At 64.3% G+C, this 25,948-nt stretch carries 19 protein-coding genes and 2 pseudogenes; 11 read left to right on the top strand and 10 right to left on the bottom strand.

Going from position 1 to position 25,948, the window contains the following annotated elements; translation table 11 throughout:
- Positions 1 to 32: 32 nt before the first annotated feature.
- Genes ACVWW3_RS18830 through ACVWW3_RS18820 form a run of 3 tightly spaced genes read left to right on the top strand, consistent with a single transcriptional unit; the run spans position 33 to position 2,598 of the window.
- The gene (locus ACVWW3_RS18830) at positions 33 to 953 is read left to right on the top strand and encodes a carbohydrate ABC transporter permease (protein ID WP_456649048.1); all 921 of its coding nucleotides are present in this window, start codon (positions 33 to 35) and stop codon (positions 951 to 953) included.
- Complete coding sequence (locus ACVWW3_RS18825) at positions 950 to 1,759, top strand: carbohydrate ABC transporter permease (RefSeq protein ID WP_247353546.1); 810 nt, start codon at positions 950 to 952, stop codon at positions 1,757 to 1,759. The genes ACVWW3_RS18830 and ACVWW3_RS18825 overlap by 4 nt, the downstream gene beginning before the upstream one ends.
- Positions 1,759 to 2,598, top strand: coding sequence for an endonuclease/exonuclease/phosphatase family protein (locus tag ACVWW3_RS18820; protein ID WP_456649049.1), 840 nt, complete (start codon positions 1,759 to 1,761; stop codon positions 2,596 to 2,598). The genes ACVWW3_RS18825 and ACVWW3_RS18820 overlap by 1 nt, the downstream gene beginning before the upstream one ends.
- A gap of 74 nt (positions 2,599 to 2,672) precedes the next feature.
- Here the strand turns inward: ACVWW3_RS18820 and ACVWW3_RS18815 are convergent, their stop codons facing one another.
- The gene (locus tag ACVWW3_RS18815; RefSeq protein WP_456649050.1) at positions 2,673 to 3,023 is read right to left on the bottom strand and encodes a RidA family protein; all 351 of its coding nucleotides are present in this window, start codon (positions 3,021 to 3,023) and stop codon (positions 2,673 to 2,675) included.
- 324 nt (positions 3,024 to 3,347) lie between these two features.
- On the opposite strand from ACVWW3_RS18815, the gene ACVWW3_RS18810 reads away from it, so the two are divergent.
- A complete protein-coding gene (locus ACVWW3_RS18810) occupies positions 3,348 to 5,669 on the top strand; it encodes a molybdopterin guanine dinucleotide-containing S/N-oxide reductase (protein WP_456649051.1) in 2,322 nt (773 codons plus the stop codon).
- 92 nt (positions 5,670 to 5,761) lie between these two features.
- On the opposite strand, the gene ACVWW3_RS18805 is transcribed toward ACVWW3_RS18810, so the two are convergent.
- The 4 genes and pseudogenes from ACVWW3_RS18805 to ACVWW3_RS18790 form a co-directional block, all read right to left on the bottom strand.
- Positions 5,762 to 6,745 carry a helix-turn-helix domain-containing protein gene (locus tag ACVWW3_RS18805; protein ID WP_456649052.1) on the bottom strand — a complete coding sequence of 328 codons (984 nt, stop codon included), beginning with the start codon at positions 6,743 to 6,745 and terminating at the stop codon, positions 5,762 to 5,764.
- Positions 6,746 to 7,333: 588 nt separating this feature from the next.
- A pseudogene (locus ACVWW3_RS18800) lies at positions 7,334 to 7,658 on the bottom strand (type 1 glutamine amidotransferase domain-containing protein); the annotation flags it as partial.
- Positions 7,659 to 7,671: 13 nt separating this feature from the next.
- Positions 7,672 to 8,379: a hypothetical protein gene (locus ACVWW3_RS18795; RefSeq protein ID WP_456649053.1), complete on the bottom strand. Its 708-nt coding sequence runs from the start codon at positions 8,377 to 8,379 to the stop codon at positions 7,672 to 7,674.
- A 118-nt stretch (positions 8,380 to 8,497) separates the two neighbouring features.
- A pseudogene (locus ACVWW3_RS18790) lies at positions 8,498 to 11,349 on the bottom strand (ATP-binding protein).
- 331 nt (positions 11,350 to 11,680) lie between these two features.
- On the opposite strand from ACVWW3_RS18790, the gene ACVWW3_RS18785 reads away from it, so the two are divergent.
- The 6 genes from ACVWW3_RS18785 to msrA all read left to right on the top strand — a co-directional run bounded on the left by ACVWW3_RS18785 (position 11,681) and on the right by msrA (position 16,864).
- Entirely contained in the window at positions 11,681 to 12,349 is a 669-nt protein-coding gene (locus ACVWW3_RS18785) for a sensor histidine kinase (protein ID WP_456649055.1), read from the top strand.
- A 34-nt stretch (positions 12,350 to 12,383) separates the two neighbouring features.
- Positions 12,384 to 13,073 carry a VOC family protein gene (locus tag ACVWW3_RS18780; protein ID WP_456649056.1) on the top strand — a complete coding sequence of 230 codons (690 nt, stop codon included), beginning with the start codon at positions 12,384 to 12,386 and terminating at the stop codon, positions 13,071 to 13,073.
- A gap of 252 nt (positions 13,074 to 13,325) precedes the next feature.
- A complete protein-coding gene (locus ACVWW3_RS18775) occupies positions 13,326 to 14,639 on the top strand; it encodes an epoxide hydrolase family protein (RefSeq protein ID WP_456649057.1) in 1,314 nt (437 codons plus the stop codon).
- A 60-nt stretch (positions 14,640 to 14,699) separates the two neighbouring features.
- Entirely contained in the window at positions 14,700 to 15,548 is an 849-nt protein-coding gene (locus ACVWW3_RS18770) for an enoyl-CoA hydratase/isomerase family protein (protein ID WP_456649058.1), read from the top strand.
- A 206-nt stretch (positions 15,549 to 15,754) separates the two neighbouring features.
- Entirely contained in the window at positions 15,755 to 16,177 is a 423-nt protein-coding gene (locus ACVWW3_RS18765) for an OsmC family protein (protein WP_456649059.1), read from the top strand.
- A gap of 171 nt (positions 16,178 to 16,348) precedes the next feature.
- Positions 16,349 to 16,864: a peptide-methionine (S)-S-oxide reductase MsrA gene (gene msrA / locus ACVWW3_RS18760; RefSeq protein WP_456649060.1), complete on the top strand. Its 516-nt coding sequence runs from the start codon at positions 16,349 to 16,351 to the stop codon at positions 16,862 to 16,864.
- A 29-nt stretch (positions 16,865 to 16,893) separates the two neighbouring features.
- Here the strand turns inward: msrA and ACVWW3_RS18755 are convergent, their stop codons facing one another.
- Positions 16,894 to 19,734 (bottom strand): ATP-binding protein, encoded by a 2,841-nt coding sequence (locus tag ACVWW3_RS18755; RefSeq protein WP_456672050.1) that lies wholly within the window; start codon positions 19,732 to 19,734, stop codon positions 16,894 to 16,896.
- Positions 19,735 to 20,028: 294 nt separating this feature from the next.
- Between ACVWW3_RS18755 and ACVWW3_RS18750 the strand changes: the two genes are divergently transcribed.
- Positions 20,029 to 21,018: a Bug family tripartite tricarboxylate transporter substrate binding protein gene (locus ACVWW3_RS18750; RefSeq protein WP_456649061.1), complete on the top strand. Its 990-nt coding sequence runs from the start codon at positions 20,029 to 20,031 to the stop codon at positions 21,016 to 21,018.
- 6 nt (positions 21,019 to 21,024) lie between these two features.
- Here ACVWW3_RS18750 and ACVWW3_RS18745 read toward each other — a convergent pair whose 3' ends face one another.
- The 4 genes from ACVWW3_RS18745 to ACVWW3_RS18730 form a co-directional block, all read right to left on the bottom strand.
- Positions 21,025 to 22,164, bottom strand: a complete 1,140-nt coding sequence (locus tag ACVWW3_RS18745) for an MFS transporter (protein WP_456649062.1) — start codon at positions 22,162 to 22,164, stop codon at positions 21,025 to 21,027.
- 976 nt (positions 22,165 to 23,140) lie between these two features.
- The gene (locus tag ACVWW3_RS18740) at positions 23,141 to 24,373 is read right to left on the bottom strand and encodes a hydantoinase/carbamoylase family amidase (RefSeq protein WP_456649063.1); all 1,233 of its coding nucleotides are present in this window, start codon (positions 24,371 to 24,373) and stop codon (positions 23,141 to 23,143) included.
- On the bottom strand, positions 24,366 to 25,151 hold the full coding sequence (locus ACVWW3_RS18735) for an ABC transporter ATP-binding protein (protein ID WP_456649064.1): 786 nt from the start codon (positions 25,149 to 25,151) through the stop codon (positions 24,366 to 24,368). The genes ACVWW3_RS18740 and ACVWW3_RS18735 overlap by 8 nt, the downstream gene beginning before the upstream one ends.
- The gene (locus tag ACVWW3_RS18730; protein WP_247349666.1) at positions 25,148 to 25,921 is read right to left on the bottom strand and encodes an ABC transporter permease; all 774 of its coding nucleotides are present in this window, start codon (positions 25,919 to 25,921) and stop codon (positions 25,148 to 25,150) included. The genes ACVWW3_RS18735 and ACVWW3_RS18730 overlap by 4 nt, the downstream gene beginning before the upstream one ends.
- Positions 25,922 to 25,948: the final 27 nt, after the last annotated feature.

Genomic DNA, 25,948 nt, shown 5'->3' with positions numbered 1-25,948 from the left:
CGGCTCGCCGCCGCCATCCCGCTGATACAGGGATGTCCGATACCGTCGCCTCATCAAAGGCTTCTCCGCGCCGCGCCGGCTCACAGGCGTGGTGGAATGCTGTGAACGCCTGGCTGCTGCTGTTGCCGGCGGCAGTGCTGTTGATCGCGTTTACCCATTACCCGATCCTCGCGACGGTCCGGCATTCGCTGTTCATCACACGCCGCAATGGCACCGAGGTCTTTGTCGGCCTCGACAGTTATCAGGCTATGGCGGCCGACCCGATCTTCTGGAAGGCGCTGGTCAATAATTTCTGGTTCGCGCTCGGCACAGTTCCGACGTCGATCGCGCTGGCGCTGGTCATGGCGATCTGGGTCAATCGCAACATGCGCGGCCGCGGCTTTCTGCGTTTGGCCTATTTTACTCCGACCGTACTGCCGATGATCGCGGTCGCGAACATCTGGCTGTTCTTCTACACCCCGGATTACGGGCTGCTCGATCAGTTGCGCGGAAACTTTGGCCTCGCCGGCTGGAATTGGCTCGGCGATCCCTCGACGGTCATGGGCTGCCTGATCGTCATGGTGATCTGGAAGGAAGCCGGCTTCTTCATGATCTTCTATCTCGCGGCCCTCCAGCAGCTCTCGCCGGATCTCGAAGAGGCTGCGTCCATCGAGGGGGCGAGCCGATGGTACACATTCCGCCGGATCACGTTCCCGCTGCTGATGCCGACCACTCTGTTCGTCGCGATCAACGCGGTCATCAACTCGTTCAAGCTGGTCGATCACCTCGTCATCATGACCAAGGGCGGTCCTAACAACGCCAGCACGCTGTTGCTCTACTACATCTACGAAGTCGCCTTCACGTTCCAGGATTCATCCTACGCGGCGACGTTGACGGTGGTGCTTCTGGTGCTGCTGAGCGCCGTCGCGCTGATCAAGTTCGGCTATCTCGATCGCAGGATCCACTATCAATGAGAGGCCGGACGCATCCCATCGAGGCTGTCGCCGCGTGGCTTCTGGCGCTGATCTGGCTCGCGCCACTGGCCTATGCCTTCTGGAGCGCACTGCATCCGGCCGCCTATGCAACGTCGTTCAGCTTGTCCGCACCCTGGACGCTGGAGAACTTTGCCCGCGCCTGGAAGCAGGCGCCGTTCGCCCGCTACTACCTCAATACGATAGTGCTGGTGACGCTGGTTCTGGTCGGGCAACTCATCCTGTCGACGCTGGCGGCCTATGCGTTTGCACGCTTCAAGTTCAAGGGCAGCGGCATCGCCTTCGCGCTTGTCCTGCTGCAATTGATGATCATGCCCGACGTGCTGATCGTCGAGAATTATCGCGCAATTGCCAAGCTCGGCCTGCTGGACACAATCCCCGCGATTGCGTTGCCTTATCTCGCCAGCGCCTTCGGCATCTTCCTGCTTCGGCAGACCTTTAAAAGCGTCCCTCAGGAACTCGTCGATGCGGCCCGGGTCGAAGGGTCTGGACCATTAGGGATTCTCTGGCGGGTCTATGTCCCGCTGGCGCGTCCGACCTACGTGGCATTCGGCCTCGTGTCAGTCAGCTACCACTGGAACAATTTCCTGTGGCCGCTGATCGTGACGAACTCTGTCGAAGCGCGCCCGCTCACCGTGGGCCTTGCGGTGTTCGGCGCGCCGGAGACCGGCGTGGACTGGTCGGTCATCACGGCGGCAACGGTGATGACCATGGCACCGCTGCTGATCGCGTTCCTGCTCTTCCAGCGGCAGTTCGTCCAATCCTTCATGCGCGCGGGAATTCGTTGATGCGGCTTCTCACCTGGAACATTCAGTGCGGCAAGGGTTGCGACGGCGTTACTGATCTGGCGAGGATCGTCGAGGTCGCAAGCGAAACAATGGATGCCGACGTCTTCTGCTTCCAGGAGGTGAGTTCGAACTTCTCCAGGCACGACGGGGGAGGGGATCAGAGCGCAGAGCTCGCCGCGCTACTGCCGGGCTACATGGCGATATTTCGGCCTGCGATCGAAACCGTTGATCAGGCAGGCCAACTGCATCGCTTCGGCAACATGACCCTATCGCGCCTGCCGGTCGTGCAGATCAACAACCACATCCTGCCGTGGTCTGGCGCAGGCACGGTGCGCAGCATGCGGCGCCATGCCCTGGAAGTAACGGTCCAGGCTGCGTTTGGTGCGATCCGTATCGTCAATACCCATCTCGAATATTATTCGGTCGCCCAGCGGGAGGCGCAGATCAAGCGTTTGCTGGACCTGCAGGAGGATGCATCGATCAGTCCCAAGGCACCGACCGGACGGCCCGTCGAGCCCTATGAAAGCCAGACGGTCGCCGCGTCGAGCCTGATGTGCGGCGATTTCAATTGTGACGTTGCGGATCCCCAGCACGCCATGATCGATCGATCGAATCGGCCGGGCCTCAACTATCGCGATGCCTGGACAGCTAGTCGTCCAGACCGGCAGCGGTCGCCGACCTGCGGGCTATACGATCACGCGCAATGGATAGCAGGACCTGATTGCCGAGATTTTATTTTCGTGACGGAGGATTTGGCGAGCCGTGTCCTTGGCGTCGATGTTAATGGCAAGACAGATGCTTCCGATCATCAGCCGCTTTTCGTCGAATTGGCGGATTAAGATGGGCGGATTCGAGGGGCTGTTGCGCGCCTCGCGCAGCTGAAGGTCATCTGAATTCGGGCCTCGGCGCGCGACTATTGTCGAGCGGCGATGGCCGTGATCTCGAGTCTGACGCCCGGACCGAGATCGGCCACGCCGATTGCGGCGCGCGCCGGCAGATGAGCTTCTGCAAAATGCGCCTTCCAGGTCGCATTGAACTCTGCCTTCTCCTTGAGGTTGGTCATGTAGATGGTCACCTGCAAGACGTTGGTCAGATCGGATCCGAGGGTCTTGAGTAGCTGCGCCAGCTGCCCGAGCACGTCGTTCGCCTGGCCCGACATATCGAGGCTCGTGTCCTCGGGGACGATCCCACCGATGTAAAGCACGCCATTATGCTCGACCGCTTCGTGGAGCAGACCTTCGTAGGGCAAGACGCGCTTGATCATGATGAGACCGATGTTGCTGTGGGATGGGCGGCATATCGCACATTTCAATGTCACTGTCGTTGCAAGAGATTTCGCAGTGCTTCCTAAGACGAATTGCACTGCTCGAATAAGGCTTGGTAAGGCGTTGAAAATAAAAGTAGAAAACTGGCCAACAAATCGCCGCCGGTCGTTCCCTCGAACGTCCGCCAAGCCGTCCTTGCACGAGCGCCCGGCATTTCCGCCGACCCTGATCCCGACGACATCGGGAAACGGATCGTTATACTGCCAACCGAATTGACACGGGACGGGCCGGGACCGTGCCACGCCCGGAACAAGGATCAGACGATGGACGATACGATTGGCTTCCCCGACCCCGGCCTCGACCTGTCCGACGGCTTCAAGCCGCACACTTCGCATTGGGGCGTGTTCTCGGCGCGGCAAAGCGAAGCCGGGCTCGAGGTCAGGGCCTATGCGGGTGATCCCGATCCGAACGGCATCATCGACAATTTTCCCGGCGCGCTGCGCCACCAGGCCCGCATCACCCAACCCGCGATCCGCCGCGGCTGGCTCGAACGCGGTCCCGGTCCCGACGATCGGCGCGGCCGCGACGAATTCGTCTCCGTCAGCTGGGAGAAGGCGCTCGATCTGCTCGGCGACGAGCTGGCACGCATCCGTGACACGCGCGGCCCCGGCGCGGTGTTCGGCGGCTCCTATGGCTGGTCGAGCGCGGGCCGCTTCCACCACGCCCAGAGCCAGGTGCATCGCTTCCTCAACATCGCCTTGGGCGGCTATGTGCGTTCGGTGAATTCCTATTCCTCCGGCGCGTCCTCGGTGCTGCTGCCGCAGATCCTCTGCGGCTACGAGGACATCACCAAGCGCAACGTCACCTGGGAGCAGATCGCTGCCGACACCGAGATCGTGCTGGCGTTCGGCGGCATGGCGCTGAAGAACTCGATGGTCGCCGGCGGTTCGATCAGCAAGCATGTCGAGCGCGGCGCGATGGAGGCTGCGCACCGGCGCGGCTGCGAGTTCATCCTGGTCAGTCCGTTGCGTGAAGACCTGCCTGTCGAGGCCGGCGCCGAATGGATGACATGCGTGCCCGGCACCGACACCGCGCTGATGCTCGGCATTGTTCATACCCTGGTCGCGGAAAACCTCCACGACCAGGGTTTCCTCGATCGCTACACCGAGGGCTGGCCCGTCTTCCTGCGCTATCTCACTGGCGATAGCGACGGCCAAGCCAAGGACGCCGAATGGGCCGCAGCGATCTGCGGCGTGGATGCGGACAGGATTCGGCAGCTCGCGCGCCGGCTCGCCGGCAAGCGCGCGCTCATCACCGTCTCCCATTCGCTCCAGCGCGCCGAGCATGGCGAGCAGCCGGTGTGGATGGGCATGGTGCTGGCGGCGGCGCTCGGCCAGATCGGCCTTCCCGGCGGCGGCTACGCCTATTCGTTGGGTGCGATCGGTTATTACGGCCGCCGCGTCAACGACGTGCCGGGGCCGACGCTGGGGCAGGGCCGCAACGCTGTCCGCGATTTCATTCCGGTGGCGCGCATCGCCGACATGCTGCTCAACCCTGGAAGCACCTATCGCTACAATGGCGAGACGCGCACCTATCCGGACATCCGCCTCGTCTACTGGGCTGGCGGCAATCCCTTCCATCACCACCAGGATATCAACCGCCTGCGCAAGGCGTTTGCGAAAGTCGACACGCTGGTCGTGCACGAGCTCGCCTGGACTGCCACGGCCCGGCATGCCGATATCGTGCTGCCCTCGACGATGACGCTCGAGCGCGAAGACATCGGATATTCCAGCAACGATCCCCTGATGGTCGCGATGCACCGGATCGCCGAGCCGTTCGGCCTTGCGCGTGACGACTACGAGATCTTTGCCGATCTCGCCGACCGGCTCGGCGCGCGCGAACCCTTCACCGAGGGGCGTACATCGCGTCAGTGGCTCGAATATCTTTATGAGCCGACCCGTGCTTCGCTCGAAGCGCGTGGTTTGCAGGCCCCGAGCTTCGAAGAATTCTGGCAGCGCGGCAGCCTGGTCGTGCCGCAGCAGCCCGACGACGGCGGCCGGCTGCGCCGCTTCCGCGACGATCCCGTCAATCACGCTCTGCCGACGCCGAGCGGCCGCATCGAGATATTCTCGCAAAAGATCGCGGGCCATGGCGATGCGGATTGTCCCGGTCATCCGGTCTGGCTCGACAAGACCGATATGCCGACGCCCGGCGCACCGTGCTTCCTGGTCGCCAACCAGCCGGTGACGCGCCTGCACAGCCAGCTCGATTTCGGCGGACATTCGCTTGCCGCAAAACATCGCGGCCGCGAGGTCGCGCGCATGAATCCGCGCGACGCCGACGCGCGCGCTATCAAGGACGGCGACATCATCCGTCTGTTCAACGAACGCGGCGCCTGTCTCGCCGCGGTCCACGTCACCGACGAAATCGCGCCGGGAATCGTGCAGCTCCCGACCGGCGCCTGGTACGACCCGATGGACCCCGAAGACGACGCGCCGCTCTGCGTGCACGGCAACCCGAACGTTCTTACCCGCGACATCGGCACCTCGTCCTTCGCGCAGGGCTGCACCGGCCAGCTCACGACGGTCGAGGTCGAGAAGTTCACCGGCAATCTGCCCCCGATCCGGGCGTTCGATCCGGTGTAGGTCCATGAAGAAAAAGAGGCCGCCCTGTGTGGGTGCAGGGGCGGCCCCGAGTGACTCGCGGGCCCGGGAGGAGGAGGGCGCGAGCCTGTGCGTTACGCGGCTGCGCTGATCCAGTCGCTCTCCAGAGAACGACGGCGCGGCGGCAGCGCTTGCATCTCGTGCCGTTGTCCCTTGCTGGCGAGGCGCCAGCGTGCCGGAGACTGATCGCTGATGCGCTTGAAGACGGTCGAAAAATGCGCCTGCGTGCTGAAGCCGACGGCAAGCGCGATCTCGGCCAGCGGCCGCTCTGTGGTCGCGAGCAGCGTCTTGGCATGCTCGACCCGGTGATTGAGCAGATACTCGCGGGGACGGTAACCGGTCGCAGCGCGGAATTGCGCCGCGAAGTGCATTCTTGACAGGCCGGCGACATCGGCGAGCTCGGACAGGCTGATGCGGCGGTGGAAATGATCGGCGACATATTGCTCGACGCGCCGCAGCCGCCATTTCGGCAAGGCATTGATCCTGGCGCGCGGCGATTCCAATCGGGTGAGATGCATCGCAAGGGTCTGGCCGATGCAGCGCGTAAACTGGTGGTCCGCGGCGTCGCCGTGTTCGATTAGTGTCTTGGCAAGCTCCGCAGCGAGCGGGTCGCGCAACAGGACGAGGTCATTCAGTCCGTCGGTCCCGGAAAATTGCGCCGGAAAATGATCCGTGGAGATGTGAAAGTGCAGGAAGGCGCAGGGCGACTGGAATTGCACGCCGAGACGCTTCGACGGCGCGGTGAGATACAGCGTGCCCGCAGGCATGGTGCCATCGAAAATGATCTGGCGATCCCGGGTCAATTTGGCGCGTGTCGTCTTCAGGGCGATGCCGACGAAATAACAATCCTGAGGTGTCGTCGCGTCGTGTGACGACGTGCTCCGCGCGTCTTCCCATCGCGAGATCGCGACGTCCTCGACGGCAGCCTCGGGGCCGCGATCGATCTGACGCCAATGGCTCTCCCGAGTGATCGCCTGGGTTGCTCGAGGGATCTCGCGATCCTCCGGGCTGGCCGCAAAATCGATCCAGGAATGCGCCGCCTGCAAATTGGTCAACATCGCTCGTCCTCTCCCGGGTTTGCCGCTGCTTGCGACCAGCAAGCGCGCCAAACCCACGTTTTCCATGTTGAGAGGATAGGCGTGAGCTGGCCAGGAAGCCCGTTAGGGGTGATTAGGATCTGTTAGTTTTTGTGGGGGCGCATCAGGTGTGCGGCAGCTCGTCGCAGGAAGCGCTGTTTTGTACAATTTGTCAGATATTCGCGCAGCCCCGCCCCAACTCTGGAGAGCGGAGGCCACCGTTCAGGTACTGCACGAAACCATTGCACGGGTCGGGCAGGAGGGTGGCGCCTTCGACATGCCCGAACTGCTCCGTCTGCGGGGAGAGCTCGAGGCCGTTGGCGGCAATCTCGAAGCTGCCGATGCGGATCTTGTCGCGTCGGTTGAGCTCGCCGAACAGCAGGGCGCATTGTCCCGGAGATTGCGAGCCGGATGTCGCTGGCGCGGCATCGGGTTCGGCAGGGTGTGCAGAATTCCCTCGAACAGCTCGCCAAAACCTATGCCCGGTTCTCGGAAGGGTTCGAAACCGCCGATCTCAGGGCGGCACAGCGCATGCTGAACGAGCCTGCTGCCTGAAGCACGCGCGATCGGCTTGCCCTTCAAGGCGGCGAGCGGCGCGTTCGCGCTCGGACCCGACGAGTGCGGGTTCTGGCCCGTGATCCGGAGGCCGTCGTTGACGACGCGCGGCGTCCAGTTGGCCCTCTTCGAAGGTGGCGCCGAGGCGCAGCATCTCGTCTTCGACCAGGAACGGCACCACCTTGGTGAGGCCGACCGCCTCTTCTTCGCCGTTGGTGAAGCCGGTCACCTCGTTGCCCTCGACCAGCGGCTTGCCGTCCGGCGTCTTGACGTGGTGCAGCGCCGCTGGCGAATGACAGACGATCGCCACATGCTTGCTGGCGGCAAAGAACGACTCGATGTCGCGCGGGCCGCTACTCGAAAACGGCGTCGAAGATCTCGACGTCCATCAGCACGGGCTTGGCGACCACGGTTCCGTCGGGCCGCAGCGTCTGCGCACGTCGAAGCGTCGGCACCACGATGCCGCCGAAGCTGTCATGAGCCCAGGAATAATGCGCGACTTTCATCCCGAACAGATCGTGATCGTTTCGCCGTTGCAACGCGTTCTCGTCGAAATAGAAGATCTGCTCGGGCGCGAGCGTGATCAGGCTCGGCGGGAACTGCGCCCGCAGCCGCCGCCACGACTCCGTGTTCTCCTGCCACCGTGGCAGTTCCTCCACCACCACATCGGGATGGGCGAGCAGGAATGGATTGGTCAGATAATTCCAGATCGCGACGCCGCAGAAGAAGACGAGGTGCAGTTCGTCCGCAAGCGCAGGCGAGCCGACCTCGGTGAACGCAAGGCTCGGGTTACGCCAGGTCCGCAGCACCTCACCCTCCAGGCTCTCGATCGTGATCGCATCGGGTTGAAAGGATCCGGAGTGTTCGCCGCCGGTGATGCCGGTAAAGCGGACCGATTGCGTCCGGGTCGAACCTTCCGCCGTCACGTCTTTGAATTCCCTGGCATGTCCTGCGTTGGAGAACAGCGTTCCGCTGACGGAAAGGTGGAGCGTAAACCGGTTCAAGCTGTTCCAGCGGGCCAAACCGCCGCTGGCATCAATCACATCGTCAAGAAGCGCCATGTCCCGCCATATCCACCATGAAGTGCCACCACCATGGCGGGGCGGACGCGGCTTGGCATGTTAGAAGTTGTTAGGAGTTGCGAGCGGATATTCTTGCGGTATCCCGTTGAAGATACTCTCAATTCAGGCCGCCCAGGAGCTCCCTCGCGGCGACCAGATCGCGGCTCTGGAGGCCCTCCTGGTACCGCGCGACGAGAGGGGTGAGCAGGGCGCGTGCGTCGACGGCCTTGCCGGCCGCCTCCCAGAGGCGGCCGAGGCTGATCGCTCCGCGGAGCTCCCAGCCGACCGCGCCTTGCCGCCGCGCGAGATCGAGCGATTTGTCCAGATAGCTCTCGGCCTCCGCAGCGTTACCCGACCGCGCAAGGATGTCGCCCTTGATCCTGAGCATCTCCGGCATGTCGAAGGATTCGCCGTGATCGGGGATCTGGGCGATGGCCTCGTTGATCGTCTGCAACGCTTCGCCGGCCCGGTTCTGGGAGGCGAGGCCCTCGGCGAGCGCCGTCGCAAACACCGTCGTCATGATCCGGTGTCGCGTCGCGTACAGCGTGGCCTGGCTGCGTCGAAGGTGCTCGATGCCGCCCGCGACGTCGCCGCGGCGAAGCAGCAGCTCACCCTTCTGGCCGATGCCGACGGCGTGATAGGGGCCGAGGAAGTGCCGCGCGGAATGCTCGATCAGCCGCTCGATCAGGATTTCGGCATTGGCCCAATCGCCGACCCAGAGGAACACGTAGATCGTCCAGATCAGGGAAATACCGAGAGTGAGCGGCTGTTCGAGCAACTCGGCCTCGCGAACGGTGTATCTGGCCGCCTCGATCGCACGATCGGGCCGGCCTGTGAGCCAAAGCCCGCGCGCCAGCGCCACCAGTGCGACAATGCGGTCGTCATAGCCGAGATGCCCGATATTCAGCCGCTGCGAGCCGGGATTGTGCACCATCGCGCTCTCGCAGAACTGCACCGCCTTGTCCTGGTTGCCGATCAAATGATGTGCGACGCCCAGCATCCATTCGACGTTCAGCGTGCTGGCGGAATCGTTCAGCTTCCGCGCGACGCTTTCGCTCTGTTCGCCGGTCCCGAGCGCGCCGTGAAAATCTCCGACCCTGGTCAGGTAGATGTGCAATCCGCGCAGCAGCCAGAGCTGCCAATGCAAATCCTCGAGCTCCCGGGCAAGCTGGAGACTGCGCGTGAATGCCGACCGGACCGTTTCGGTGTTGCCCTGCGTGAACATCGCGGAGACGCCGAGCGCGGCCTGCAACGTCATTTCATGGCGGCTGTCGATCGAATTCGTATCGAGAGGGACAAGTGCCTGCTGCGTCCAGCGATAGCACTCCGTCAGCAATGTCAGTTCGAGGAAGAACTGGGCCGCCGACGCTGCCAGATCCACGCCGATCGTTCGGTCTCCGCCCTCGGAAAAACTCCAGGTCAGTGCCGCCCGGACATTGGGCAGGTGGTCGGCATAGGGAAGGAAGCCGCCCGCCGTCTGCATGCCCGTGGAGTGCGTGGTTTGAGCGCAATGTCGCGCAGGAAGTCGCGGTAATATTCGGCGTGGCCGCGTGCGGCGCCGCCAGCTTCCCCGTTCTCGACAAGCTTGTCCGCGACGAAGGCGCGCGTCGTGTCCAGCAGGCGATAGCGCAGCCGCCGCTCCGCAGGCGAGGTCGCGATCAACGATTTGGAGAGCAGATTCGAGACCGCCTCGACGGCTTCCGGCTCGCCGATGCCCTGACAGGAGGCGACCGCAAGCGCGGCTTCCAGGGTGAACGGCCCGACGAACACCGACAATCCACGCAGCGTTGCGCTTTCGGCTGCCGGCAGCAAATCGTAGCTCCAGGCGAGCGCTGCGCTCAGGGTCTGGTGCCGCGGGACAGCGGTGCGCCGCCCGCGCCACAGCAGCGAGAAGCGGCTGTCCAGCAGCGAGGCTGTTCCGGCAATGCCATAGGCGTTCACACGCCCGGCCGCGAGCTCGATCGCGAGCGCAATGCCGTCCAGCCGCCGGCAGATATCGGCAACGAGCGGCGCATCTTCCTCGCTGAGCTCGAAATCGCCCATGCTCTCGGCAATGCGCTCCACGAAGAGCTGGCTTGCAGGATAGGCAAGGATATCGGCGATACCGAGTCCGTCGCGCTGTGGCGGGCAATCCAGCGGAAACAGCCGATGGACCCGCTCACCTTCAGTGCGGAAGGATTCGCGGCTGGTGGCGAGAATATGCAGCTCGGGCGCTTCCCGCACGATGCGCTCGGCCAGGGGGGCGAGGTCGTCGAGGATGTGCTCGCAGCTGTCGAAGACCAGCAGCATCCGCCGGCTGCGCAGGAACGTCAGCAGCCCGGGCCTCGGGTCGTCGGAATTGACGGTCAGGCCCAGTGCGGCCGCAATCGTTCCGGGAACGAGCCGGGCCTCCGTCAGTGCGCCGAAATCGACGAAACACACCTGGCTGTCGAACGCCGGGAGCTCGCCATGCGCGACGGCCAGTGCGACCGAGGTCTTGCCGATCCCGCCTGGGCCGACGATGGTGACGAAACGATGCTGCGCCAGCTCGGCGGAAATTCTCTCGACCGCATCGTTCCGCCCGATCATTTTCGCGAGCGGCGAGGGCAGTGAGCGAGGTGAAGCCGCGGGCAGGCTGATCCGGCTCTCCAACGGGGCAGCCCGGAGCAGCGGGGCCGCGAAACAATAACCGCGTCCGGGGACGTTGACGACGTAGCGGGCGCCTTCGCCGGCATCGCCCAACGCCTTGCGCAGCGTCGTGATGTGGAAGCGCAGGCTGCCTTCATCGACGTTCACGTCGGCCCAGATGCGCTTGATCAACTCCCGCTTGTCCACCACCTCGCCGGCGCGCTCGGCGAGAAAAACCAGGATGTCGAGCGCACGGCCGCCGAGGTGAACCGGGGCGCCGTCCTTCTCGAGCAGCCGCGACTTTGCGAACAGCCGGAATGGACCGAAAGCAATGGCCGAATCCTGATCGTTAGTGTCCGGCACGGGCCAATGATTCCAGTGAAAGGGGCTGATATCCGCACTTTGAGATCTACCAGAACGGAACCCTGAGTAAACTGATCGAAAGTGGCGAAATCGCGTGGCGGCTGCAATTGGCCGGTTGCGCGACAATCCGTAGCAAATTTTGCTCAAACGCAGCATTTGCGAAGTGATCGGGACAATTCGGCAGCGTGCTTGGCCGCCGAACTGACAGTTCGGAGTCCGACCGTCGTACCGCCGATCATAACAAAAACTTGCAACGTCTAACGAGCAAAGCGCGCGAACTGCATCCAGTATGGCCTCCGAGTTAAGCGCTATTTGCAACGGGGAGGCTATGATGTCCGGTATCGGTGCTCGGCCGAACGACCATGTCGTTCAATCTCAATTTGTCGCCAGCCTTGAGGATCAGTCGCGTGACTGGGAACTGGTGCTGCGGGAATCCCACCATCGGATGAAGAACACGCTGACACTGCTGGGTGCGTCAGTTCGCCGCGATTTCACGCGGGCAGGCACCCGGGACGTGTCGCTTGCCGCGGACCGGCTCGAGCGGCGCATCGTCGCCTTCGGCAGGCTCTATCAACTCTTGTCCGACAATGGCGAGCATACGGCGATCGCGGTCGGGGCCTTCTTCGAAAACCTGTGCGCAGCGATTTCCGAGGCCGTGCTGGAGCCGGCGGGCATCCGCTGCGAGGCTGCCATTGCAAGCGGCACGCTGCCCGCATCGCAATGTCATAGGCTCGCGCTGATGCTGACGGAGCTGGTGACGAATGCGGCAAAGCATGCCTTCACCAACAAGAAGGATGCACTGATCCGCATCGACATGGTCGTTCGCGACGGCGCCTGGTTCTGCACGGTGGCCGATAATGGAATCGGCGCGACCGGGCCGCTTCAGGGCACCGGCAGCCGGATTCTCGAAGGACTCGCACGCAGCATCCGCGCCCGCCTGCACGGCGAGGCGGGAGAGGGCGGCACACGCGTGACCATCGTGATGCCGATCGCCGCTTGAAGCTCGTTTTAAATTCAACTCAGGGAGTTCGAACATGGCTACTAGGGAAATCGAACGCGACGCCGCGGCCAAGGGTTCTGAATCGCGCGGCGTTGATATGAGGCTCGAGGTGGTCGTGATCCCCGTGTCGGATGTCGACCGCGCCAAGGCGTTTTACACGCGTCTCGGCTGGCGACTGGACGCCGATTTTGCCTCCAGCGATGACTGGCGCGTGATCCAGTTCACGCCGCCGGGATCGGCCTGCTCGGTGATCTTCGGCAGGAACGTGACGGCGGCGGCGCCCGGTTCGGTGCGGGGCCTGTACCTGATCGTCTCCGATCTGGAGGCGGCCCGACAGGATCTGCTCGACCGCGGCATCGAGATCAGTGCTCCATTCCACAGTGCCGGCGATATTCACGCCGGCCACGACGAGCCATATTTGTTCGGCAGCGTTCGGGTCAACGGTGCTGACCCGAAGCGCGGCAGCTACAGCTCATTTGCCGCGTTCAGCGATCCCGACGGCAATGGCTGGCTGTTTCAGGAGATCACCACGCGCCTGCCCGGACGCGTCGCGGGCGACGGCACGACATTCGCTTCGCAGGCTGCGCTGGCCGCGGCACTGCGCCGCGCGGCGGCGGCCCATGGCGAGCACGAAAAGCGGACCGGCGGGCACGACGCGAACTGGGCCGATTGGTACGCCGACTATGTCGTCCGCGAACAGGCCGGCGAGCCGCTACCGTCCTGAGTTGCAGCGAACGTAGCTCCTGGTTTGGCCGACACTGTGCGCGATGACCTGGTCGTCGCGCGCCGTGTCGCATTGGTCTTGCGCGTATCGTCGTCTTCGCCCGCCTTGCATCGCGCGGACTCGCAACGGCTAACGCTCTCTAACAATCCATAACGAGCAAATGGCCGGTGCCTGGGTCACTGTGTGCACAACGAACCGACGCGTCGATTTGAATTCGGTCAGCGTCACCGACCACAGCAAGGGAGATCCAATATGACCAACCAAGCACGCACCGACATTCTCAATCCCGACCGCCGTCAACTGCTGACGCAGGCCGCGATGACCGCTGTTGCCGCAAGCGTATCGAGCTTGCTGCCGCTGCATCCGGCGAAGGCTGCTGCAAGCGGCGCCATCCGCCCGTTCCAGGTCAACGTGCCCGAGGAGGATCTGCTGGACCTCCGTCGTCGCCTCGCCGCAACGCGCTGGCCCGACCGCGAGATCGTCGCCGACCAGTCGCAGGGCGTGCAGCTGACGACGGTGCAGCAGCTCGTGCGCTACTGGCAGGACGGTTACGACTGGCGCAAGATGGAAGCGCGGCTGAACGCCTTGCCGCAATTCGTCACCGAGATCGACGGCGTCGACATCCACTTCATTCACGTGCGCTCCCGCCATGAAAACGCGCTGCCGATGATCGTCACGCATGGCTGGCCGGGCTCGATCATCGAGCAGATGAAGATCGTCGGCCCGCTCACCGATCCCACCGCACATGGCGCGAAGGCGGCGGACGCCTTCGATTTGGTGATCCCTTCGCTGCCCGGGCACGGTTTCTCCGGCAAGCCGACGGAACTGGGCTGGGACCCGCAGCGCGTCGCGCGCGCCTGGATCGTGCTGATGAAGCGCCTTGGCTACACCCGCTACGTGGCCCAGGGCGGCGATTGGGGCAACGCGATCACAGAGCAGATGGCGGTGATCGCGCCGCCGGAGTTGCTTGGTATTCACACGAACATGCCCGCGACGGTTCCTGACGAGATCGCCAAAGCGCTTCAGCCCGGCGGATCGCGGCCGTCCAACCTCTCGGCCGACGAACGCTATGCTTACGATCAGCTCGACGATTTCTACAAGCACGGTCTCGGCTATGCGATCGAGATGGCGAACCGGCCCCAGACGCTCTATGGCCTGGTGGATTCGCCGGCAGGTCTCGCATCCTGGATGCTCGATCACGATGCGCGCAGCACTGCGATGATCGCGCGAGTGTTCGACGGCAAGACGGAAGGGCTGTCGCGAGACGACGTGATCGACAACATCACGCTCTACTGGCTCACCAACACCGCGGTCTCGTCGGCGCGACTGTACTGGGAGAACAAGCTGGTGTTCTTCGAGCCGAAGCACGTGAAGATCCCGGTCGCCGTCAGCGTCTTCCCGGACGAGATCTACGCCGCGCCGCGCAGCTGGACGGAAAAGGCCTATCCGAAGCTGATGCACTACAACCGCCTCGACAAGGGCGGCCACTTCGCGGCCTGGGAGCAGCCCGTGCTGTTCTCTGCAGAAATGCGCACCGCGTTCCGCCCGCTACGTCAGTCGATCTGAAACGAGCAGGGACGCGCATTCCGCGCGTCCCTGCTTGCCCCAACATCAGGAATCACGATCATGAAACGTCCCGAACGAAATTTCACGACCGACGAGATCCGCCTGGAGCGCCGCTTGCCGTCCTACTGGCGCGTCACCTTCGACATGCCGCCTGTGAATATTTTCGGCCCGAAGCAGCTCCCGCGGCTGGGCGACATCATCACTGAGATCGAGACCGATCCCGACGTGAAGGTCGTGGTGTTCGACAGCGCCGTCGAAGGCTTCTTCATCACGCATTACGACTTCCTCGCGCCGCTGGAGGATTCCTTGAATATCCCGCCCGGGCCGACCGGCCTCGAGGCATTGCCTGATATGCTGGTGCGTCTCAGCCGCGCGCCGGTGGTCTCGATTGCCTCGATCAGGGGCCGCGCGACCGGCGTCGGCAGCGAGCTGGCGCTCGCGAGCGACATGCGCTTTGCCAGCCGCCAGAAGGCGATCTTGTCGCAATGGGAAGTTGGCGCGGGCCTCGTGCCTGGCGGCGGGCCGATGGCGCGGCTGCCGCGCCTGATGGGCCGTGGCCGCGCGCTCGAAGTCCTGCTGGGCGCCGACGACATCCACGGCGATCTCGCCGAACGTTACGGCTATGTGAACCGGTCGTTGCCGGATGCCGAGCTCGACGGCTTCGTCGAAGCGCTGGCCATGCGCATCGCGTCCTTTGACAAGGAGGCCATTGCCGAGACCAAGCGCCTCGTCGACGTCGCGAGCCTGCCGCCGGATGTCGAGATCAAGCCGGAATGGGACGCGTTCCTGGCTTCGCTCAGCCGCCCCGCGAGCCAGACCCGCATCAAGGCACTGATGTCGCGCGGTTTCCACCGCGCCGGTGACGTCGAGAACAGGCTGGGCTTCCACGTCGGACAGATCGGCAGCTAAAGCGTTTTCGAGCGAAGTGGATACCGGTTCGCGTCAAGAAAACGCGCCAAAACAATAATCCAGAGCCCCGTTCCGATTCCATCGGAACGGGGCTGTGACGGAACCGCTGCGGCGCTCGACCGGTTGGAGAAGCGACAGGCGGTAATGCCAATGTCGCCTTCCTCCGGTGCGGAGCGCCGGAGCCAAACCAAGCAAGGAGAGATGACATGATCCGCAAGGCAAAAGCAGTTTGGAAGGGCACCGGCCGCGATGGCACTGGTCAGCTATCGAGCGAATCCGGCGTGCTCGCCGAGACGCCCTATTCGTTCAAGACCCGCTTCGAGAGCGAGAAGGGCACCAATCCCGAGGAATTGATCGCGGCGGCCCATGCCGGCTGTTTCACCATGGCTCTGGCCTTCGGCCTGCAACTCGCCGGCTTCACGCCGGACGAACTCTCGACAGAAGCCGCGGTCACGCTCGAGCCCGAAGGCAAAGGCTTCAAGATTGGCAAGTCGGCCCTGTCGCTGCGCGCGAAAGTGCCGAACCTCAACGAGGCGGACTTTGCCCGCATCGCCGGAGAGGCCGAGAAGAACTGTCCGGTATCGAAGGTGCTCAACGCCGAGATCACGCTCGACGCCAAACTGACGTAGGGCGCGCTCAATTTATGTCCATCTGGTTCTGGTTGGGAAGCTGAGCTCGTCGAAGCCTTGGCCTCCACGAGAGGAACCGGATGGACAAATGCCCGGCTTTCGGCTGGGCCGCCAAAAGCATAGGATGCGACGGATGCAGAACGGACAGACGGATCAATTGGGAGTGGGGATATGACAACGGAACGCGCAGTTTTGGCCGGAGGTTGCTTCTGGGGCATGCAGGATCTGATCCGCAGGCAGCCCGGCGTGATCTCGACTCGCGTCGGCTACACCGGCGGCGCGGTGAAGAACGCCACCTACCGCAATCACGAAGGACATGCCGAAGCGATCGAGATCGTCTTCGATCCCGCCAAGACCAGCTTCCGGACCATGCTGGAGTTCTTCTTCCAGATCCACGATCCGACCACGCTCAACCGTCAGGGCAACGATTTGGGCACGAGCTACCGCTCGGCGATCTTTTATACGAGCGACGAACAGAAGCGGACCGCTGAAGACGCGATTGCTGACGTCGAGGCGTCCGGCTTGTGGCCCGGCAAGGTGGTGACGGAGCTCGCGCCGGCCGGAGATTTCTGGGAAGCCGAGCCGGAGCATCAGGATTATCTCGAACGTTACCCTGACGGCTACACCTGCCATTTCATCCGGCCCGACTGGAAGCTGCCGCGGCGCGCGACGGCTGCGGGAAGCTGAGCCCGTCGTAGCGCAGTCAGCGCGTACGGTCAGGTTCGCAATTGCGCGATCAGGTCGCGCGCGATGCGCATATCGGCGAAGTCTGAGCCCTCGGCAAAGGCCCCGCGGACATTGTCGAGAACGGCCAGAGCGTTCGCGCTCTGGCCGGCCCCGACCATGGTTCGCCCGAGGCTGATCGCGCATCGCAGCTCCCAGAAGCGCGCGCCTTGCTGGACGGCAATGCCCATGGCCTCGCGAAAATGGGCCTCGGCGTCCCCTGCGTACCGCGCGCTCCTGAGCATCAATTCACCCTTGATACGGGTCAGCTCCGGCAGATACCAGAGTTCCTGCCGGTTGTTGCAGCGGGTCAGGACATCCTCGATCACGTCGAGGCCGCGATCGACCTGGTCGGCCTCCAAAAAGCATGCGGCGAGCTCGCCGAGCAGGGGAAGAAACCGTGGCAGGAAGCGCGCATCGCCGGCGCGATTGAGCTCTTCACTCAACAGCGGCAGTCCCGTCGCGACGTCGCCTCGCTTGACGATAACCGCGGCGTTGAAGGCACGTGCCCACAGCCCCCACAGCCGGATCGCGTGGCGATCGGTATGTTCGAGCAGCTCAGTGCCGTGACGCTCCGCGGCGTCGAAATCGCCGGCCCAGTACGTGATCGGGCAGGCGGCCTGTCCCAACACGCTACAGAAGGTCAGCGCGTGGCCGTTGGCGCGGCCTTCCTCGATGTTTCTGGCGGTGAGAGCCTGGGCCTGATCGGCCAGGCCCTGAAGCCACAGAATGCGGGCCCGAAAATATTGCGTGGATATCCTGAGGTCGAGCGGGAAGATTTTCGGCTTCTCCGCCAGCACATGCAGCGATGCATTGACCCGGTCGATGCGCAGCCGTGCCTCGTTCTGGTCCCCGAGATAGTGCAGCGCGACGGCCGTCAGCCGATCACCCAGCATGACATCGGTCCTGTCGGGCGAGTTCGCCGCGGCGTTCGCAAAGCGATCGGCGAGCGTACGGGCCTTGCCGAACTGTCCGTTGTTGAACTGGTCGATGCACAAGCCCCAGAGCGCGCGTAGCCGGAAATCCTTGTCGTCGAGCCTGTCGGCCAGCTCGAGGGTCGTCTCGAGGATCGGCCGCGCCTCGCGCGCGCGGCCCTCGCCATACATCAGCGACCAGCCGAGCGCCGACAGGAGCTGCATGCGGATGCGGTTGTCCTCGGCGGTGTCTCCGAGCGCTGCGAGCGCCGTTCTGCTGCGCTCACGGCATTCGGCGAACAGGGAGAGACGCACCCACAGCGTGACCGCGGCCGCCGTCAGCGCGATACCGAGTGTCGCCTCGCCGTCGGGCCCGAAGGCCCAGTCCAACGCCGCGCGCACATTATCCAGCTCCGCGCCATAGATGCTCAGCCATTCGGGCAGCGGCGTCGAATTGTCGGCCTCCGCGCGCCCGAAGAAATCGCGAAAATGTTCGGCGTGGCGGCGCGCGAACTGCCTGGTTTCGCCGAGCTCGTTGAGTTTTCCGTGCGCATAGGTGCGCGTGGTGTCGAGCAGGCGATAACGCAGCGTCCGCGAGCCGGACGGCGAGATCAGCGACTTGGTCACCAGGCTGTCGATCGCTTCGAGAGTCTCCGATGCGGTGACGCCGTCACCGGACGCGACGGCGGCAGCCGCCTCCGGCGCGAAAGGTCCGGCGAAGACCGACAGGCGTCGTAGCGTAGCGCTCTCCGCAGCGGGCAGAAGATCGTAGCTCCAGTCGAGAGCCGCGGCGAGGGTCTGGTGCCGCGGCACGGCGGTGCGCCGCCCGCGCCATTGCAGCGAAAAGCGGCTGTCGAGCAGGGATGCCGTGCCGGCGATGCCGTAAGCATTGACGCGGCCCGCCGCGAGCTCGATCGCCAGCGCGATGCCGTCGAGACGCCGGCAGATGTTTGCGACGAGGGGCGCCTCTTCCGCGCTGAGCTGGAACGGACCCGAACTCTGCGCGATACGCTCCACGAAGAGTTGAGCGGCGGGGTAGGCAAGCACCTCGGCGACAGCAAGCCCTTCGCGCTCGGGCGGACAATCCAGCGGGAATAGCCGGAAAATCCGCTCGCCTTCGCTCCGGAACGATTCGCGGCTGGTTGCGAGAACACGAAGCTGCGGCGCCTCGCGAACGATGCGCTCGACCAGCGGCGCCAGATTATCCAGCACATGTTCGCAACTGTCGAAGATCAGCAGGGCCGGGCCGGTCTTCAGAAATGTCAGCAGGGCCGGCGTCGGATCCTCCGCACTGATGGTCAGTCCGAGCGCCGAAGCAATGGTGGTAGCGATGTGGCTGGCATCCCTCAGCGGGCCGAAATCGACAAAGAAGACACGTCCGCCGAAATCCTGGGAGCGGCGATGCCCGACGGTGACGGCGACCGCGGTCTTGCCGATGCCGCCCGGTCCGACCACGGTCATGAAGCGATAGAGCGAAAGTCCGTTCGAGATTTTCTCGATGACGTCTTCCCGGCCGACCATCTTGGTAAGCTGAGCAGGCAGAGAGCGGGGAGCAGCGATTTCGGCCGGGCGAGGGGCGGCCGGCGGGGCCGGTTGAGCGAACGAGGCGACAAAGCAATAGCCACGGCCGGGCACGTTGACGACATAACGGGCCGACTTGCCGGTGTCGCCGAGCGCCTTGCGCAGCGCCGCGATATGGAAGCGCAGGCTGCCCTCGTCGACATTGACGTCAGCCCAAATGCGCTTGACCAGCTCTCTCTTGTCGACGACTTCACCGGGGCGTCCGGCAAGAAAGATCAGAATGTCGAGCGCGCGGCCGCCGACATGAAGCGGCGAGCCCTCCTTCTCCAAGAGCCGGGACTTCGGAAACAGTCGAAATGGCCCAAAGGAAATGGCCGAGTCTTCGTTACGATCTGGCACGCGCCATCGCCCCCTCGAAGGGAGTCAAAAGGTATTTCTTTCTGATCTATCAGAACGAGGCGTACAGTAAACCGGCGGAAAGCAGTGGGCAGGGCTGAAAGCCCTGCGCGGACGGTTTAGGTGGGCTGTAGTGCCAAAATAATGCTTGCAAAGCAAAGAGTTAGGCCCACGTGACTATGCCATGATGCCGGGGCTGATCCGGATGTCGCATTGACTGTGGGCGCGGATTGCTGCGATGGCAGGGCCGGGAGCCGGTCCCGCCACACATTGACTGCCGACTTCCGGAATTTGAACATGCCTTCCTTCACGCGGCGACAATTCGTGCATGCGTTACCGGGCGCAGCAGCGCTAGCTGCGCTTCCCCGCAGCGGACAAGCCGCCGACTACCCGTCTCGTCCCATTCGTCTCGTGCATCCGTACGGGGCCGGCGGAGCGGGGGACCAGATCGGGCGTCCCTGGGTCGACAAGATGTCATCGCTGCTCGGGCCGACCTTCGTCGACTATATCGGCGGTGCCGGCGGCGCGATCGGGACTGCCGCGGTTGCGCGCGAGGAGCCCGACGGCTACTCGCTGCTGCTCGGCAACGGCAGCACGCAGGTCATCATTCCCCTGACCTCGGCAAATCCCGGCTATTCCGTTGACGATTTCCGCGCCATCTACCGTCTGATCAGCACTGCGCTGGTCTTCGCCGTCCATCCGTCGTTGCCTGCCGCAAATCTGCGCGAGTTGATCGCCTACGCAAAGGCCAATCTGGGAAAGCTGTCCTACGGGACGCCCGGCATCGCCACCGGAAACCATCTGGTCGGCGAATCCTTCAAGCAGCAGGCGGGCGCATTGGATATCGTCCACGTGCCCTATCGGGGGATGTCGCAGGCGGCCAACGACCTCGTCAGCGGCCAGATCTCGCTCATCATTGGCGTGATGTCCGTCCAATTGAAGGAGCTGAGCGAGGCCGGGAAGGTCAGGCTGCTGGCGGTCACCACCGAAAGGCGGCTGAGCGGTGCACCGGAGATTCCGACTGCCGTCGAATCCGGCATGCCGGATCTCCGCTATGAGGGATGGTTCGGCATCTTTGCACCCAAGCACACCGACGATGCCATCATCGACCGGATCGCGCAGGCCACGCGGCTGGGCATGTCCGATCCGGCGCTTCTGGCGAGCTATCGCGCCCAGGGCATGGAGCCGGACAACGATTCAAGCCCCGATAAATTCCAGCGCATCGTCGAGGCCACATCCGCAAGCCTGGCGCCCGTGATCAAATCGATCGGGCTGAGCAATTTGTGAGGCCGCTCAGCCGTCTGCGCGCGTAACAATGCGCGCCGACAGCGTGACGAGGCCCATCAGCGCAGCCAGGAGCCAGAACGCCATCGGCAATCCGCCAAGACGTGCGACGAACCCGACACCGGCGGGACCGACGAGGACGCCGGCGTAGCCGGCGGTCGTGATCGCCGCGACGGCGAGCCCCGTGGGCATCACCTTCTGCCTCGCCGCCCGGCGGAACAGCACCGGCACGAGGTTTGATGCGCCGAGGCCGATCAGCAGGAAGCCGCCGACGCCGACCACTGCTACGGGAGCCGTGAGCAGGACCGCGAAGCCCGCGATCGCAATGAGGCTGCCCCAGACCAATGTCGTGCGGTCTCCGATGCGCGCGACGACGGCGTCGCCGCCGAGCCGCCCCATCGTCATTGCGATCGAGAACACGATGTAGCCGATCCCGCCTTGCGCTTCGGAGACGAGGCCCGCGCCGATGACGAGTAGCGCGCCCCAATCGAGCATCGCGCCTTCGACGAGGAAGGTGATGGCGCAAAGCAGCGCGAGCAGGAGCACGGAGCCATGCGGCAGCACGAACAGAGGGCCCCCCTGCACCTGCACGGAGCGAAGCAGGCGCGGCCAGGTCGCCAGCATTGCGATCAGCATCAGGATGGAGCAGATCAGCGTGCAAGCGAGCGCACCGAGTCCCAGCGAGAGCAGCGCGGTCATCAGCGCGGCTCCGGCAAAGCCGCCGATGCTGAACAGCGCGTGGAAGCCGGACATCAGCGGACGTCCCGCGGCGCGTTCCACCTCCACCGCGTGGATGTTCATGGCGACGTCGATGGAGCCGAGCGCGGCGCCGAATGCGAACAGTGCCAGCGCCAACGTCGCGGGCGCGCTCGCGATTGCCAGCAGGGGCAGGACGAAAGCGAGACCGAGCCCGCCCGCAATGATGATCGGCTTGCTGCCATGGCGTGCGCTCATGATGCCGGTCAGGAGCATCGCGACGACCGAGCCGATGCCGAGGCTGAGCAGGAGCAGTCCGAGGATGCCGTCATCGACGGCGAGCCGCGCCTTCGCGAACGGTACCAGCGGTGCCCAGCACGCGATGCCGAAGCCCGCGACGAGGAAGGCAAGCCTGGTCGCAAGGCGTGTCGCCGGCGTGTCGGCAGAAGGCATGGGAACTCCGGGGGAAGCGGGGCGGGGGTGAATCGACAAGCCCTGCGATTGCCGCGCCTTTATGTCCGCAGCGTGCCCGAATTGTCGCAGGCAGCCATCGCCAGCTGCAAGTGGACGCGCAAGGCTTTGTGCCCTGTTTCGCCGCCCCGTCAACCCCTCTGCGCAGAAATATTCCACTTTACCGAAATTCGGTTTTGGCGTATGTGTCGCCCATCCCGGCTCGACCAAGAGGGGCGATCTTGTGTCGTCACGTTTCGCGAGCCGGGCTTGCGGTGGACGCGACAGCGTCGGGCGCGAAAGTGCGGGCAGGGCGGATTGCTCTCCGTGAGCCCGAGGCTTCGTGTCGACGAGCGGCGCTGTCAGGTTCGTCTCGCCAGCATTCTTCCGGCAATGTCGACAACGCCGGGAGATAATGCGGCGAGCAGCGAACCGTGCGTACGGCAAAACCGTGTGGTCCTGGCCGTCGTTGCTACGGTCAAGCCTTTGCGGATGCGGCACTTGCGTCAACCGGCGCGGCGTCGCGACTTTCGCTGGGGTGAGGGAGGCCAAAACGAACTCGGCTCCCGGGAGAGCACGGCATAAGCCGTAAAGCCACTGCGCAGGGAAGGCCGAGTGATTGGCTACACCTGTATGCTGCTGTGCGGTTCTTTTGCGCTACATTTTCGCGCGGCGGACCGCAGGTGCCAGCCGGCACCCGGCCTTCCCTGCGCCCTCCTGGACAAGAGGGTGAAGCGACCAAGCAAAGCTCGGGCGAATTGCGCCGCGAGGCTGCGAAGGTGTGACTGGAAGGCAAAGATGAATGCGAAGAAGAACCGCTCCTGTGCCCCGGACGCAGCGCAGCGTCCCTTCGACGGTGCGCTGCAGAGCCGGGGCCCATGTCTCCGAGCAATCCGTGTCGCCCTGGGTCGCGGCTCTGCGCAGCAGCGCAAGAGCTGCGGCGCGTCCGGGACATGAGAGTGGGCGGCGGCACGTCGTTCTAGCCGCCGAGTATCCTCCGGCAAGCGTCGACAAACACCTGCGCGCCCGTGACGATGTCAGCGTCGGCGGTGTTCTCGGTCCAGTGATGGCTGATGCCGCCGATCGACGGTACGAACAACATGCCTGCGGGCATGACGGTCGCAAGCATCTGCGCGTCGTGGCCGGCGCCGCTTGGCATGCGGACGGACCGTCCGTCGGCCAGCGCCTTGCTCGCCGCTTCGATCGCGTCCTGAATGCCGGGGTTCATCATGGCGGGCGCGCCGGTGCGCAGCTTTTCCGCGGTGACGGTGCAGGGGCCGTTCGCGCTGGCCTCATCCGCCATGCTCCGCAGCAGCTGCTCCAGCCGCGCGATGACGGTAGGATCATCGTCGCGGATCTGGAACAGCATCTCGGCTCCGCCCGGAATGATGCTGGGCGCGCCGGGATCGAGTGTGATGCGGCCGGTGGTCCAGACCGTGCGTGGACCGCACGCGGCAGGAAAACGCCCGTCGATGGCCACGCAGAATTTTGCGAGCGCGAGGCCCGCATCCTTCCGCGCTGCCATGCGCGTGGTGCCGGCGTGATTCTGCTCGCCGACAAAATTGATCTGGTATTGCCAGATGCCGACGATGGAGGTCACGACGCCGACCGCAAGGCGTCCGCTTTCGAGCGTGTCGCCCTGTTCGATATGCGCTTCCAGATATCCGACGTGCCGACCCGGCTCTGCGGTAGCGCGCGATCGTCCAGCGAACCCCATGTCGGCGAGCGCGTCCCGCATGGTGCGGCCACTGGTGCGGTCGCGAGCCGCGTCAATATCGGCCTCGGTCACTTGCCCGACATAGGAGCGCGAACCGAGGAAGTGCCCGAAGTGTCCTTCCTCGTCGCACCAGGCGGCAACTTCGACCGCGCCGCTGAACGAGGGATCGGCATTGAGCACGCGGGCCGCTTCGAGCGCGTAGACGACACCGAGCGGGCCGTCGAGCCAGCCGGCGTAGTTCTGGCTTTCCAGGTGCGATCCCGCCAGCAGCTTGGGTCCGCGCTTTGCGCTGCTGCCGAAGACATTGCCGATGCCGTCAATGGCGGCGGTGAGGCCCGCGTCGGGCAGCTTCTGCACCAGCCAGTCCAGCGAAAGCCTGTGCGGCTCGGAGAAGGTCGGCTTGTGCACCCCGGTCTTGTAGGCTCCGATGGCGCGGAGCGCATTGAGGTCGGCGAGAACGCGTTCGCCGTTTGCGCGCGAGAAAGTGTCAGGCATGTTCGGCAACCTTCAGCGCCTCGGTACGGATCTCCTCGACCAGCCGTTCCTTCAGCTGGACGAATTCGGGCGTGGTCTTGATCTTGTAGGAGCGCGGATGCGGCAGGTCCACATTGATCTCGGCCTTGATGCGGCCGGGGCGTGCGCTCATGACGATGACGCGGCTGCCGAGGAAGATCGCTTCCTCGATGTCGTGGGTCACGAACAGCACGGTCTTCTGGTCGCGCTCCCAAATCCCGAGCAGCATTTCCTGCATCAAGGCGCGGGTCTGGTTGTCGAGCGCGCCGAAGGGCTCGTCGAGCAGCAGGATCTTCGGATCGTTGGCGAGCGCACGGGCGATCGCGGTGCGCTGCTGCATGCCGCCGGAGAGCTGTTTCGGCCAATGGTTCTCGAAACCGGACAGCCCGACCTGGCGGATGAAGGTATCGGCGATCTTGTGGCGCTCCGCCTCGGACACGCCACGCTCGCGCAGGCCGAACGCGATGTTCTCGCGTACCGTCAGCCAGGGAAACAGCGTGTAGGACTGGAACACCATGCCGCGGTCGGCACCCGGGCCGGTCACCTCGCGTCCGTCGAGCACCACACGTCCGCCGGTCGGGCGATCGAGGCCGGCGACGATGCGAAGCAGCGTGGACTTGCCGCAGCCGGAGGGGCCGAGGATAGTGACGAAGTCGTTGTTGCCGATCACAAGATCGGTCGGCTCCAGCGCCCTGGTCGGTGCGTTGCCGTGGCGCGCGGGAAAGGTTCGCGAGACCTGTTCGATCTTGAGGGTCGTCATGCGAGCCTCCAGGGAAACAGCCACGCGTTGAACGCCTTGAACAGGAAGTCCGAGACGAGGCCGATCAGTCCGATCACGATGATGCCGAAGATGATCTGGCCGGTGTTGAGCAGCGCCTGGCTGTCGGTGATCATGTGGCCGATGCCGGAGGAGGAGCCGATCAGTTCGGCGACGATGACATAGGTCCAGGCCCAGCCCAGCACCAGCCGCAGGATCTCGGCGATCTCCGGTGCGGAGGAGGGCAACAGCACGCGGCGGATGATGCCGCGGTCGCTGGCCCCTAACGTATAGGCCGCCTCGACCAGATCGCGCCGCGTCGTGCCGACGGTCACCGCGATCATCAGGATGATCTGGAACACCGAGCCGATGAAGATGACGAGCAGCTTTTGCAGTTCGCCGATGCCGGCCCACAGGATCAGAAGCGGGATGAACGCGGACGCCGGCAGATAGCGTGCAAAGGAAACGAAAGGCTCGAGGAAAGCCTCGACCGGCTTGTACGCGCCCATCACCACGCCGAACGGCACCGCGATGATTGCGGCCAGCGCGAAGCCGCCGACGACGCGCCAGATCGTCATGCCGATATCGAACAGGAAGCCCTGTTTGGCGATCAGATCGACGCCTTCCTGCACCATGGTGAGCGGGTTGGCGAGGAACACTTTCGACACGTGGCCGCCGAAGGTCGCCCAGGACCAGAGGGCAACGAACACCACGAAGAACGCAAGGCCGTAAGCCACGCGCTGCTTTGACGTCACGGGATCGAGGGGACGCATCAATGGTCTATCCGAGCGGTGAACAAG

It is taken from the genome of Bradyrhizobium sp. LM2.9, from assembly GCF_054056555.1.
The sequence above is the reverse complement of the archived record's forward strand: the minus strand, read 5'-3'. Positions and strand labels throughout refer to the sequence as shown.

Bases quoted from the DNA above. Each gene is read 5' to 3' on its own strand.
- ACVWW3_RS18830 (WP_456649048.1), top strand. From the start codon at position 33: ATGTCCGATACCGTCGCCTCATCAAAGGCTTCTCCGCGCCGCGCCGGC.
- ACVWW3_RS18825 (WP_247353546.1), top strand. From the start codon at position 950: ATGAGAGGCCGGACGCATCCCATCGAGGCTGTCGCCGCGTGGCTTCTG.
- ACVWW3_RS18820 (WP_456649049.1), top strand. From the start codon at position 1,759: ATGCGGCTTCTCACCTGGAACATTCAGTGCGGCAAGGGTTGCGACGGC.
- ACVWW3_RS18815 (WP_456649050.1), bottom strand. From the start codon at position 3,023: ATGATCAAGCGCGTCTTGCCCTACGAAGGTCTGCTCCACGAAGCGGTC.
- ACVWW3_RS18810 (WP_456649051.1), top strand. From the start codon at position 3,348: ATGGACGATACGATTGGCTTCCCCGACCCCGGCCTCGACCTGTCCGAC.
- ACVWW3_RS18805 (WP_456649052.1), bottom strand. From the start codon at position 6,745: ATGTTGACCAATTTGCAGGCGGCGCATTCCTGGATCGATTTTGCGGCC.
- ACVWW3_RS18795 (WP_456649053.1), bottom strand. From the start codon at position 8,379: ATGGCGCTTCTTGACGATGTGATTGATGCCAGCGGCGGTTTGGCCCGC.
- ACVWW3_RS18785 (WP_456649055.1), top strand. From the start codon at position 11,681: ATGTCCGGTATCGGTGCTCGGCCGAACGACCATGTCGTTCAATCTCAA.
- ACVWW3_RS18780 (WP_456649056.1), top strand. From the start codon at position 12,384: ATGGCTACTAGGGAAATCGAACGCGACGCCGCGGCCAAGGGTTCTGAA.
- ACVWW3_RS18775 (WP_456649057.1), top strand. From the start codon at position 13,326: ATGACCAACCAAGCACGCACCGACATTCTCAATCCCGACCGCCGTCAA.
- ACVWW3_RS18770 (WP_456649058.1), top strand. From the start codon at position 14,700: ATGAAACGTCCCGAACGAAATTTCACGACCGACGAGATCCGCCTGGAG.
- ACVWW3_RS18765 (WP_456649059.1), top strand. From the start codon at position 15,755: ATGATCCGCAAGGCAAAAGCAGTTTGGAAGGGCACCGGCCGCGATGGC.
- msrA (WP_456649060.1), top strand. From the start codon at position 16,349: ATGACAACGGAACGCGCAGTTTTGGCCGGAGGTTGCTTCTGGGGCATG.
- ACVWW3_RS18750 (WP_456649061.1), top strand. From the start codon at position 20,029: ATGCCTTCCTTCACGCGGCGACAATTCGTGCATGCGTTACCGGGCGCA.
- ACVWW3_RS18745 (WP_456649062.1), bottom strand. From the start codon at position 22,164: ATGCCTTCTGCCGACACGCCGGCGACACGCCTTGCGACCAGGCTTGCC.
- ACVWW3_RS18740 (WP_456649063.1), bottom strand. From the start codon at position 24,373: ATGCCTGACACTTTCTCGCGCGCAAACGGCGAACGCGTTCTCGCCGAC.
- ACVWW3_RS18735 (WP_456649064.1), bottom strand. From the start codon at position 25,151: ATGACGACCCTCAAGATCGAACAGGTCTCGCGAACCTTTCCCGCGCGC.
- ACVWW3_RS18730 (WP_247349666.1), bottom strand. From the start codon at position 25,921: ATGCGTCCCCTCGATCCCGTGACGTCAAAGCAGCGCGTGGCTTACGGC.